Raw genomic sequence first — 12,426 nt, forward strand, 5'->3', positions numbered from 1 at the left:
GCTCATTGGCCGCGCAGGTCTTCGAAGAACGCCTGCCGGCCATCCACCTGGCTCGAAGCCCGTGGCGCCGCGGCCGCTTCGCCGCTGGCCGCCTCGACGTGCCAATAGCAGTGCTTGGCGGCACGCGTGACCGCCACATAGGCCAAGCGCTGTACCTCTTCCTTTTGCGCGGTGTCGAACGGTTGGGCATCACCGGCACGGCCAAGGCCAGCCTGGCGATACACCTGGTTCTTGTATGGCGAGCTGGTCAGGTACTGGCAATCGCCGAGCATGAACACGGCATCGGCCTGCAGCCCCTTGGCGCTGTGGTAGGTCAGCTGGCGAAGACGCCGCTGTTCGGGCGGCAATGCCGCTTCGTCTTGCAGCACGCCGGCCAGGTGCTCGCTCATCAAGGCTTTGTCGGCGCCCTTGCGGTACAGCATCATCACCGATTCGCCACGCTGGTAATGTTCGATCAGCGTCTGGCCAAGCACCGCTTCGTCACGTTCGCACACCTTCACCGGCGATACCGGCAACTCGGCGGCAGGGCCCGCGGCCCGGGCCTTCTTGCCGGTGATCGATGGCGCGCCCTTGACCAGATGCTCGGCAGCCTCGATGACCAGTTGCTGAGAGCGATAATTGTCGACCAGCATCACCCGCGTGTTGGCCGGCGACGGGAAGGCCTTGGTGAACTCCATGAAGTACTTTGGCGAACTGCCACGCCAGCCATAGATGGACTGCCAATCGTCACCCACGCATAGCAGAGAAGAAGACTGGGCGTTGCGCCCCGTGTGCATGGCCGGTCCGCGGCGGCGGATCTCCGCCAGGCTGGCACGCAGCCAGCTGACGATCTGCGGCGAAACGTCCTGGAACTCGTCGATCATCAGATGCGCCAAGGGCCTGAGCAACGGGTCGGGCAACAGGTGCAGGTTTTCCGGATTGTTCTCACCGAACAGGGCGAACATGCGGTTGTAGCTCATCACCGGCGGCGACTGGTCGAGCAGGTGCGACTCGAGGGCCTTCCAGTACAGTGCCAGCGCCTCGAAGAACAATGCGTCGCTGTCACCGGAGGGGAAACGCATCGCCGCCACCGCAGTGCTGACCTCAAGGCCGAGGTTTTCGATGAAGTTGGCAGCACCGACGAAGGCATCGAGCAATGGCGCCGGGGCCAGTTCGCCCTTGACCTTGTACTCGAACCCGGGGCCCGCGACCGCGTCGCCTGCCAGCGAGGCGGCCAGGCGCCGGGCCATCGCATAGTTGTCCAGCCAGATCAGCGGCCGGTCGCAGAACGCCTGCAGCAACGTGCGCTTGACCGCCCATTCGGCACGTACGCCAAGCTTGGCACCCGGGCGCTGGTACTGTGCGCTTTCCGACGGGTCGAACCCAAGCACCACCCAGGCATCCAGGCCTTCCAGGCGGCCATGCACATGGAACCGGCTGCCCCGGATGTCGACCGTTTCACGGCACGGCTCGATACCCTTGATCGGCCACACGCCCGCCGCGAACCACAGGTCCTCGATCACGTCGCACAGCTCTTCGTCACGCTGGGCAGCCAGCTGCGTCACCTGCACGCGTTTCTGCACGTCGGGGTGGTCCGGGTCCAGCGGTTTGAGCTGCAGGGCTTCACGCCGCAGGGTCGCGATGATTTCTGCAAAGCGCGGGCTTTCGGTGAGCAGGTCGCGATAGCACAGATTGAGCTGCTGGCGCTGGGCGTCGTTCAGGCGCAGGTCGAACAGGTTGCTCTCGGCCTCCGCCTCACGCCCCGCTGGCATGTCGTTGCCCAGGGTCTCGAATGCACGCACCTGACCAAAGCCCGGCAGGCTGCGGACCAGCGGCAGGATACGGGAGTGGAAGGTGCGTACCAGCTCGCGGGCACGCGCCGGCGGCAGGTCCAGCTGCCACAGCGAGAACACCTGCACCAGGCGCTTGATGAAGTCCTTGCGAGACTCACGGGTGAAGGTGACGACCGTCATCGCGTCCAGCTCGTAGCCCAGGTAATGGCGCAGCAGCAGGATGCGCAACACCAGCGACGTGGACTTGCCGGCCCCTGCCCCAGCCACCACGCAGGTGGAGGGCGTGTCGCTGAATATCAGCTTCCACTGGGCGGCACTGGGCTGCGCCTGAGCGGGCAACCGCTGGGCTACATCGGCCTTGAAGCGCTTTTTCAGCTCGGTGGTCAGCGGCAGGCGCCAGTCGTCGAACAACAGGTCATCCCGGCCAGGTACTGCGGCGCTCTCAGGGCGCGAATCGCGAATCACCAGGACCTGGCGACCCGCCTCATAACCTTCCACCCGCCCACGCTCGAAACCTTCGCGTACGCCATCAGCGTGGCCGCTGCGCTGGCCGGTGGCATGGCCCAGAAACCAGGAGTCACGGTGTTGCGCCTGCAAGCGGCTCAGGCCACGGCCCAAAAGCCGTGCCGCCAGGCGGCGCAGCCAAGGCAATTGTGCGGGCGGGGTCAGGTCGGCAGGGGCCTGGGGTTGCTCGTGGGCCACGGTCACTCCGTTGAAAATCGAAACAGCGTGCATGTTCGCCGCATCGGCAAGAAATCGCCAGCGAATGCTTGCAGATCAGTGGATTAGGCGATGAACCGCACAAATCACATCGGCCAAATCTATCCAATTAAACGATCATAATTAGCCGATAATTACGCTTATTTTCGATCTTTCTTTCAAGCATCATGGCCCCATTCCACCCATTCAAGGAGCACGATCATGCTGCAACTGCGACCTTTCGAAGGCCTTGGCCATGCCAACCACGGCTGGCTCGATGCCCGTCACCACTTCTCGTTCGCCGAGTACCACGACCCGGCGCGCATGCACTGGGGCAACCTGCGAGTCTGGAACGATGACCTGATCGCCGCCGGCAGCGGGTTCCCACCGCACCCACACCGCGACATGGAAATCATCACCTATGTGCGTGAAGGCGCCATCACTCACCAGGACAGCCTGGGCAACAAAGGCCGCACCGAAGCCGGCGATGTCCAGGTCATGAGCGCCGGTACAGGCATCGTGCACAGCGAGTACAACCTGGAAGACATCGATACCCGTATTTTCCAGATCTGGATCGTGCCGGAACGCGTCGGCGACGCGCCGTCCTGGGGCACTCGGCCATTCCCCAAAGGCGAGCGCGCAGAAGGCTTCGTGACCCTGGCCAGCGGCCGTGCGGGCGATGAGGAAAGCCTGCAAATCCGCACCGATGCGCGCCTGGTGGCGGCAACCCTGCGGGCAGGCGAAACGGCCGAGTATCGCTTTGACACCGGGCGCAGAGGGTATCTGGTGCCGGCCAAAGGCCTGGTCGAGGTCAATGGGCTGCGGGCCAAGGGCCGCGATGGGGTTGCGATCGAGCAGGAAGAAGTGCTGCGAGTGACCGCCATCGAGGACAGTGAGATCGTGCTGGTCGATGTGGCTTGAACAAGCAGGGCCGCGCTGCGGCCCTGCTTCACAGCTCAATCAGGCGATCGCGGCATCAACCAGTTGCTGCGCCTCGGCCACCAGGCGTTGCAGGTGCGCCTGATCGATGAAGCTCTCGGCGTAGATCTTGTAGATGTCCTCGGTGCCGGATGGCCGCGCGGCAAACCAGCCGTTGGCGGTCATCACCTTCAGGCCACCGATGGCCTGGCCATTGCCTGGCGCGTGGCTGAGGATCTGCTCGATGGGTTCCCCGGCCAGTTCGGTCGACTTGACCTGCTCCGGCGCCAACTTGCTCAGCAACGCCTTCTGCCGAGCGTCGGCCTTGGCTTCCACGCGGGTAGCGAACGGGGTGCCCAGCGCCGCCGTGAGGTCGGCATAGGCCTGGCTCGGGTTACGCCCGGTACGTGCAGTCATCTCGGCGGCCAACAGCGCCGGAATCAAGCCATCCTTGTCGGTAGCCCAGACCGTGCCGTCCATGCGCAGGAAGGAAGCGCCGGCGCTTTCTTCGCCACCAAAGCCCAACGAGCCGTCGAACAGCCCCTGGGCAAAGTACTTGAAGCCCACCGGCACTTCATACAACTCACGGCCCAGGCGCGCGGTAACGCGGTCGATCAGGCCGCTGGACACGACCGTCTTGCCCACGGCTGCATCGTTGCGCCACTGCGGGCGGTGGCGGTACAGGTAGTCGATGGCCACGGCCAGGTAGTTGTTCGGCTGCAGCAGGCCATCGGCGGTGACGATGCCATGGCGGTCGTGGTCCGGGTCGCAGGCAAAGGCCACATCGAAGCGCTCGCGCAGGCCGATCAGCCCTTGCATGGCGTGCGGCGAGGAAGGGTCCATGCGGATCTGCCCGTCCCAGTCCACGGTCATGAAGCGGAAGGTCGGATCGACCTCGGTATTGACCACTTCCAGGTTGAGCTTGTAGTGCTCGGCGATCGCCGACCAGTAGCGCACCCCTGCCCCACCCAGCGGGTCAACGCCCAGGCGTAGATTGGCGCTGCGGATGACGTCGAAGTCGATGACGTTCGCCAGGTCGGCCACGTAATGGCTGACATAGTCGTGGCGCTGGGTGGTCGGGGCCTGAAGGGCCTGCCCATGGTCCATGCGCTTGACGCCGGCCAGGCCTGCGGCCAGCAATTCGTTGGCCTTGGCCTCGACCCACTTGGTCACATCGCTGTCAGCCGGGCCACCGTTGGGCGGGTTGTATTTGAAGCCGCCGCTTTGCGGGGGGTTGTGCGAGGGGGTGATGACGATACCATCGGCCAGCCCGCCATCGCGGCCGCGGTTGTAGCACAGGATGGCGTGGGACACCGCTGGCGTCGGGGTGTATTCATCGTCCTTGGACAGCATCACCTGCACGCCGTTGGCGGCCAGCACTTGCAGGGCACTGGCGGCTGCCGGCGCGGACAATGCGTGGGTATCGGCACCGATGAACAATGGGCCGTCGATGCCCTTTTCCTGGCGGTACAGGCAGATGGCCTGGGTGATGGCCAGGACGTGGTCTTCGTTGAAGCTCAGGTCGAACGAGCTACCCCGGTGGCCCGAGGTGCCGAAGGCCACGCGCTGGGCCGCTACGGCAGCGTCGGGGCGGCCGGTGTAATAAGCGGTGAGCAGGCGGGGGATATCGACCAGCACGCTGGCCGGAGCCGGCTTGCCTGCCAAAGGACTGAGCGTCATGCAGAAACCTCGAGTTCAACGGATGTTGGGGTTGGAACACGCAGTGTACTGGGAGTTGCAACGAGGTGCGAAGGCCTTGCCGAGGATTATTCGCGGGTTATCTGCCACCAGCCAGGGAACATGTGCTGCACGCGCGGCTCGACGAAGCGCTGGTCGATCAACACCAGTACACCGCGGTCCTGATCGCCGCGAATGACCCGGCCCGCAGCCTGGATCACCTTGCGCACCCCGGGGTACAGGTAGACGTAGTCGAAGCCAGCGCCGAACTGACGCCCCAGACGCTGCTTGAACTGTTCGTTGATCGGGTTGACCTGGGGTAAACCGAGGGTGGCGACGAAGGCACCGATCAGCCGGCTACCCGGCAGGTCGACACCTTCGCCAAAGGCACCGCCCAGCACGGCAAAGCCGACACCCTGGCCGTCTGCGGCAAAGCGCGCGAGGAAGTCCTGGCGTGCGGCTTCGTCCATGCCTGGTGCCTGAGCCCAGGCCGAAATCGCCGGGTGTCGCTCGGCCAGCAGCGCATGCACCTGCTGCAGGTATTCGAAACTGCTGAAGAACGCCAGGTAGTTGCCGGGCTGGCGCTGGTACTGCTCGGCGATCAGCGCAACGATCGGTGCCAGCGAGGCCTGACGTTCGTGATAACGGGTAGAGACCTGACTGGCGATGCGCACTTCGAGCTGCTCGGCGCGAAACGGTGCGGCCACTTCAAGCCATGCTGTATCCGCTGGCATGCCGAGCAGGTCAGTGTAGAAATGCCGCGGGCTGAGCGTGGCCGAGAACAACGTCACACTGCGCGCAGCCTGCATGCGCGGGCCGAGCAGTTTGGCGGGCGTTACGTTGCGCAGGCACAAGGTGGCCAGGCGTCGCTGGCGCGGGCCAGCGCGCAGACTCACGTCGAACAGAAAATGCTCATCGAACAGCTCGGCGACCCGGCTGAACTGCAGCGCCTGGAAATAGAACTGCAGGATGTGTGCATCCACGTCCACGGGCGACTCGTTCAACCGCTCCTGGATCAGCCCGATGCACTGCTGCAGCGCACGCACAAAGGCGTCCGGCAACTGCTCGGTGGCCAGATAAGGCGCTCGCTGCGCCTTGTACATGGCATTCCATTGGCGGTTCAAGCGGTCCAGCGCGCTGACCAGCCCTGGCGGTTTGCGCTGACGCAACGCCAGCAACTGCCCCTGGTCGAGGCTGGCGCTGTACATGCCACGGCCACGCTCCACCAGGTTATGCGCCTCGTCGACCAGCACCGCTACGCGCCATTGGTTGGCCTGGGTCAGGCCAAACAACAGGGCGTGAGCGTCGAAATAATAGTTGTAGTCGGCCACCAGGACATCGACCCAGCGCGCCATTTCCTGCCCCAGATAGTAAGGGCAAACCTGATGTTCCAGGGCCACTTCGCGCAGGTTTGCGCGGTCCAGCAACGGCAACCGGGCTGCAGCCTCCCGCGCCGCCGGCAGGCGGTCGTAGAAGCCTCTGGCCAATGGGCAGGCCTCGCCATGGCAGGCCTTGTCGGGGTGCTCGCAGGCCTTGTCCCGGGCGATCAGCTCCAGTGTACGCAGCGCAGGCTGCGGCGTAGCCTGGGTGATCTGTTGCAGGGCATCCAGCGCCAGGGCGCGGCCAGGGGTCTTGGCGGTGAGGAAAAACACTTTGTCGAGTTGTTGCGGCACCATGGCCTTGAGCAACGGGAACAGCGTGCCGAGGGTCTTGCCGATACCGGTGCTGGCCTGGGCCATCAGGCAGCGCCCGGTGCTGACCGCCTTGTACAGGGTTTCGGCCAGTTGCCGCTGGCCTTGGCGAAACTGCGGGTAAGGAAAGCCCAGGCTCTGCAGGCCGCGGTCACGCTCGGCCAGGCGCTGCGTTTGCGCCTGGGCCCAGGCCAGAAAGCACTGGCATTGGGTTTCGAAAAAAGCGTGCAGCTCGGCGGCGCGGTAATGCTCGCTGATCAAGGTCTGGCCGTCGTTGTCCACGTTCAGGTAAACCAGCGCCACCTCGATGGCGGGCAGCTGCCGTGCCTGGCACAGCAACCAGGCATAGACCTTGGCCTGGGCCCAGTGCAGTTGGCGATGATTGGCCGGTTGCCGGGCCAGGTCACCACGGTAGGTCTTGATCTCTTCAAGCCGGTTTGCGGCGGGGTCATAACCGTCGGCGCGGCCGCGCACCTGCAAGCCTTGATACGCACCTTCGAGTGCGACCTCCGCCTCATAGCCGGCGGCCCGCCTGGCCACGACCCGGCGATGGCCCTCCATGCCCTCCTGGGCAGTGGGCGACGGTGTGAAGCGCAGGTCGAGATCACCGGCCTTGGCAGTGAACTCACACAAAGCCCGCACCGCCACGCGGTAGTTCATGGCTCTTCGCTCCAGCGCACATGGCAGACCGCGACCGGCAGGCCGTGTTCGGCGCAGAATTCCAGCCAGCGCAACTGGTTGTCCTGCAGGCGGTCGCCAGGCCCTTTGACCTCGACCATGCGGTAACGCCCCTGCTCCGGCCAGAACTGGATCAGGTCAGGCATGCCGGTACGGTTGTTGCGGATGTCCTGCAGCAAGCGCAGGAAACACTGCTTGAGGTGCTCCGCCGGGAGGCAAGCCAATGCCTGTACGAGCAAAGCATGGCTGAGCATCTGCCAGAACACGAACGGCGATTGCAGCCCTTGCTTGGCGGCATAGCAGTCGAGGATGGCCTGCTGATGCGAGCCGTCGTCGAGCCGGCCCAGGCACGCATCGAACTGAGCGGCGCGGCGCAGTTGGAAGTCGCAGTCATGCAGGTCTTGCGGTGCAGCCTGAAAGGGGTTGAAGAACGCGCCGGGAATCGGGGCAAAGATCGCATCCCAGCACAACAACCCGAACAGGCTGGTGAGCAGCGTGTTCTCGACGTAGTGAACCTGCCCGCCTGCTTGCGCCAGGTGCTGGCGAACCGCCTCCTCGACACCCAACGCAGCCTGTTCGCGCGGCAGTTCGAGCTCGATCACCGGCGCGGGTGTAACACGTCGACGGCGCTGCGCCGGCCCGCCCAGCTTGCGCACCAGGCGCGGCACCATGCGCTGTAGCGCCTGCACTTCCAGGGCATTGGCAGGCGCTTGAGCCAGCTGCAATGCCAGGGCATGCGCGTCTTGCCAGCGCTCGCTGCGCTCCAGCACGCGCACCTGGCGGATGCGCGCTTGGGCATGGCTGCTCTGGGCATACACCGTCAGTGCCAGCTCCCAGTCGCCAAGGCGCTCGCACTGCTGGCCCAGGGCAAACAGCAAGCGCGCGTGACGCCGGGCCAGCCACGGGTTGTCGCTGCCCCAGCCCACCAATGCCTCAAGGATCGACGCAGGCGCCTCACCCAGCTCCAAGCGCTCGGCGCACTGGTGCAAGGCCATGGCCAGGTCGACGTCGCTGCGCTGCTGCAAGGCCCGCGAGCCGGGGCTGAATGGCACGTGCTCGAAACGCAGCACGCCCAGGTCGGCCAGGACAAAATCAGACCAGTCCTGGTACAGGTTGCCGAAGAACAGCAGACGCATGCGATCGCACAGCGGCTGCAGGCACCACTGGACGATGCGCACCGGTGCACTGTCGAACCAGTCGGACAGTGGCCTGGGCGCCAGCGCCAAGGCTTGCAGTTGCGCCAGCAGATCGCTTTTTGCCGCACGCGGTCGGCTCAGCAGGCCGGCAAAACCGCTGGCCAGCTCTTCCTTGCGCAGCAAGGCGAACAATTGCTCCAGGCTCAACTGTTCGGGTTCGCGCACCCAGCCCAGCGCCTGCAGGGGCTGCAAGGCCACAGACGAATCGCCGATTTCGGCATAATCCAGCCGGTCGCTGCGAAACAGCTCGCCCTTGCGCATCACCATGCGCACAAGCAGGGCCTGGGCTGGCTCCTCGAGCCTGGCAAAAGCCTGGATGAACGCCAGCTCCTGGGTATCGAGCAGGTCGGCATAACGGTGTTCGACCCACAGCAGTACCTGGCGGAAGTTATGCAGGTAGTAGAGCGGGTCGTCGACGGAATGAGCGATCACAGGGCGGGTCGGGCAGCAGGAACGGACACTGTTTATACATACAGATAACGCTTGCTGGCAAGCCCCGTGGGTCAGGTCGGCCAGCGCCCGACGAATGGTGCGTGGGCCACCTCAGAGCGTCATGACCATCTCATGCCAGGCCATGCCGCCGTGGTCCGAGGGCGATGGCTTCACATAGTGATACCCCATCTTGCGGTACAGCTCGACATGTTGCTGCTTGCACATCAGGTGGATGGTGCGCTTGTGCAGCGCGGTCATTTGCTGCACGAAGGTGTCCATCAGCAGCTTCGCGTAGCCTTTGCCCTGATGAGCCGGATCCACCACAACGGACATGATCACCACGTTGGCGGCCGCCGGGTCGTGGCCTACCAGCTCCTTGAAGGCCTCATCGGACATCACCACGTCGTGGGCGCAGCCGCTGTTGATGAAGCCAACGACAAGGCCGTCGACCTCAAGCAGGAGAAAACCCTCTGGGTACTGCGCGATGCGGGTGCGGATCTTTTCGAGGGTCGCGGCCTCATCGCCCTCGTACGCGCCGATTTCGATCTCGTAGCAGCGTTCGGCATCCTGTGGAACAGGTTGACGGAAATGTGGGGTGCCCATGCAGATGCTCCTGAGTGTGAACGAACAGGGCGCCATGATACGTGACCTGCCAGGGCAGGCGATCAGCTTTTGCTGTCAGCCTGGCGCCCGCGACGCGGTAGCAACAGCTGCTTCAACCGGCGAAGCTCCTCGCTAAGCGCTTCTGGCCGGTCGCCTGCCCAGGTGAAAGCCAGGTAGTGCTGATAACGCCCCTGCAAACTGAACCGCCCACCTGCCAGGACTTGCAAGGCCGGGCCAGACAATGCTGCCGCGATGCGCTCGAGGGCGATTGGCTCAAGCATGCGCACCCACAGGACATATCCTCCGTCAGGCATGTCGAAGGCCACTTGCCCGCCCAGGCAAACAGTGAGTTGATGGCATAAATGCTCCATACGCTTGCGCAGCTCCAGCCGACGCCGGCTCAACTGTCCGTCGACCTCGCCATTGCCGAGCATCTGCGCCAATGCCTGCTGACGCACAGGCGGCAGCTGGAACGCCCGCCGGGAAAACCGTTCGGCAAGGGTGCCATGCCGGCCCAGCACATACGCATAGGGCGCCTCGGCACCGACCAACGCCTGCAGCGACCCCAGTACCAACAGCCAACGTTGGTCGACCCAGTCACGCAAACGTGCCACAGGCGGTGCATCGAAACAGTACTCGCTGTCCAGATCGTTCTCCAGCAGCCACACGGGATGCGCGGCCAGCAAGTGGGCAATCTGCCGCTGGACCTGCTGTGACATCAACCGCCCTGTGGGCATGCCAAGGCAAGACGGTATGACCATCATGCGTACCGACTCACGCCCCAGCAGGCGCGCCAGGCTGCCGAGGTCGGGGCTGCCGTGGTTGTCCACGGGCATCTCCAGCACGTGCAGACCAAAGCGCTGCAACACCCTCAGCAAACGCCAGCAACACGGCGATGCGACCAGCACCGTGCTGCCATGCAACGCCAATGCTTCCAACAGCGTTTCCAGCAAAGCCTGCACGTCGGGCCCCAGGTGCACATCCTCAGCACGCCAGGATTGCCGGGACGCTCGGGTATAACGTTCGGCCAGTATGTGCCGCAGGCGTACTTCTCCCGAACTCTGGGCGGCGGAGGATGAACAGGCCCGCTGTCGCGCCAGCCGTCGTTCGTGAGCGAACAAGACACGCTCCATCGCCGGATGCGCCAGCACGGCCTGGTCCGACTCGGCAGTGGCCGCTACGCCAGTAATGACTCCCGCGGGCACGAAGTACCCGGACTTAGGTACCGACAGCACCCGCCCTTCATGTTCCAGCAACCCGTAGGCCGTTTGCACAGTGGCCAATGAAACGCGCAGGTGCCGCGAAAGGGCGCGCAGTGAGGGCAAACGGCGCTGCCCTCCCCGCGCGGCCTCATCGATCAGCGCTTCCAGATATCGATACACCGTCTGGTAGGCGAATTCACGCCCCATCAGGTAAGCCCCCGCAGACAATCGAAGCAGCAGCGGGCCGGCAGGCCAGTAGCCCCAGATGCACATCACGTCGCGCCAGGTTGGCCAGCAAGGCCCAGGTGCTTTGATTCAAACGCCCTTCGTAAATGGCCCGCAGTTGGGCGAGGGACAAACCACTGGTGTTCACCAACCAATCCTTGACAGGGTCGGGACACGGCTTGCCCTGCATGACGCGGTGCAGATAAGGCAGAGCCACCAACATATCGGCGTGGCAGCATTGCAGAAAGCGCTCCAGCCCGCGCCCCTTGTTGGCGAACGGGCTGTGCAGCATGCAAACCAGCTGAGTTCGCTCAAGGCCATAGGCCTTGGCAAAACGACTGTGCTGCGATGCTGGCGCCCTATCGCATTGCAGACGCTGCGCCAGGCCCGCCTGCACAGGCGCATTGCAGCGCGACAGCAATTCATGCAACTGGGCCAAGGCCAGCGGGTCAAGAAAACTCGCCAGGGGCATGGCCTTGTGCACCGCTTCGAAGCGGCATTCCATCATCGAGTCCAGCTCATCGCCACTCAGCAGCTGGGGCATCAGGTCGTCGATGGTAATCAACCTGATCGGAAACTCCGAGCAGCGCCCGGTGCCCGGCTTTTCGGGCTCGCCAAGTGAGGTGCCGGCAGTGTTGTGCAACTGGCTCAACCGCTCGGCAAGCGTCGCCATGCATTGATGCAGGTTTGCCGTCTCCCCGTCACCCGACTGGCGCAGGCCCCTGCGCGCCCATGCCAGGTAACGCAGCCGCTGCCGCGCAGGCATGGCGGTTACCATTGCATCGACTGCCGGCTGGCCTTCAAGCGCCAGCCACAGCGCTGCGCCGAGCTCCAGGTGCGTGCGGCTGCCCAAAAGTGCTTCAGGCCGGGCATCGACAAGATGGCCGAACACAAGCAGGGCATCGCGCGCCAGCGCCCAGGGTGCGACCTCCAGATAGGGCCTTCGGGTGAACGACACCAACTGCCCGGCTTCGAGCATCTGCAGCTGCACACGAGGATCGTCATGCAGAAACAAGGCACTGAACACACGCTCATGTTGCTCAAGAAGCGCGCCGCTGGCCGCAGGCAGGCATACAGCCACCACCTGCAACTGAAAGGTGACAGGTGCACGCTGGGCGATGCTCAACTGGGCCGCACGCAAGACCGCCAGCAGCCGGGCGCTATGGCAGTCTGCGCCTAGCAGCACGAGCAACTTGAAGGTACCGATGTATTCCGGGCCACCTGCGGCTACCAGCAGGCGCTGAATGAACAGCTGTAAAGAGGCGCGCTGGACCTGGGACATATGGCCCAGCACGCGATCCAGCACCTGCTGGTAGATATGGTGCATCGCTTG

General features: G+C 64.3%; 8 protein-coding genes. 1 reads left to right on the top strand and 7 read right to left on the bottom strand.

From position 1 onward, the window contains the following. Positions 1-2: 2 nt before the first annotated feature. Positions 3-2,507: a UvrD-helicase domain-containing protein gene (locus tag JNA92_RS05420; RefSeq protein WP_241803735.1), complete on the bottom strand. Its 2,505-nt coding sequence runs from the start codon at positions 2,505-2,507 to the stop codon at positions 3-5. A gap of 186 nt (positions 2,508-2,693) precedes the next feature. On the opposite strand from JNA92_RS05420, the gene JNA92_RS05425 reads away from it, so the two are divergent. Continuing rightward, entirely contained in the window at positions 2,694-3,392 is a 699-nt protein-coding gene (locus JNA92_RS05425) for a pirin family protein (RefSeq protein WP_241803736.1), read from the top strand. 39 nt (positions 3,393-3,431) lie between these two features. On the opposite strand, the gene pgm is transcribed toward JNA92_RS05425, so the two are convergent. The 6 genes from pgm to JNA92_RS05455 form a co-directional block, all read right to left on the bottom strand. Further along, entirely contained in the window at positions 3,432-5,069 is a 1,638-nt protein-coding gene (pgm, locus tag JNA92_RS05430) for a phosphoglucomutase (alpha-D-glucose-1,6-bisphosphate-dependent) (protein WP_241803737.1), read from the bottom strand. Positions 5,070-5,155: 86 nt separating this feature from the next. Then, positions 5,156-7,417, bottom strand: a complete 2,262-nt coding sequence (locus JNA92_RS05435) for an ATP-dependent DNA helicase (protein WP_241803738.1) — start codon at positions 7,415-7,417, stop codon at positions 5,156-5,158. After that, positions 7,414-9,063 carry a VRR-NUC domain-containing protein gene (locus JNA92_RS05440; protein WP_241803739.1) on the bottom strand — a complete coding sequence of 550 codons (1,650 nt, stop codon included), beginning with the start codon at positions 9,061-9,063 and terminating at the stop codon, positions 7,414-7,416. The genes JNA92_RS05435 and JNA92_RS05440 overlap by 4 nt, the downstream gene beginning before the upstream one ends. 111 nt (positions 9,064-9,174) lie before the next feature. Beyond that, positions 9,175-9,666: a GNAT family N-acetyltransferase gene (locus JNA92_RS05445; RefSeq protein WP_241803740.1), complete on the bottom strand. Its 492-nt coding sequence runs from the start codon at positions 9,664-9,666 to the stop codon at positions 9,175-9,177. Between the two features lie 62 nt (positions 9,667-9,728). Next, a complete protein-coding gene (locus JNA92_RS05450) occupies positions 9,729-11,075 on the bottom strand; it encodes an aminotransferase class I/II-fold pyridoxal phosphate-dependent enzyme (RefSeq protein ID WP_241803810.1) in 1,347 nt (448 codons plus the stop codon). Further along, the gene (locus JNA92_RS05455; protein WP_277818033.1) at positions 11,065-12,420 is read right to left on the bottom strand and encodes a hypothetical protein; all 1,356 of its coding nucleotides are present in this window, start codon (positions 12,418-12,420) and stop codon (positions 11,065-11,067) included. Before JNA92_RS05455 ends, JNA92_RS05450 begins: the two co-directional genes overlap by 11 nt. Positions 12,421-12,426 lie beyond the last annotated feature (6 nt).

Origin of the sequence: Pseudomonas putida (assembly GCF_022627325.1) — a bacterium.
Lineage (GTDB): Bacteria > Pseudomonadota > Gammaproteobacteria > Pseudomonadales > Pseudomonadaceae > Aquipseudomonas > Aquipseudomonas putida_X.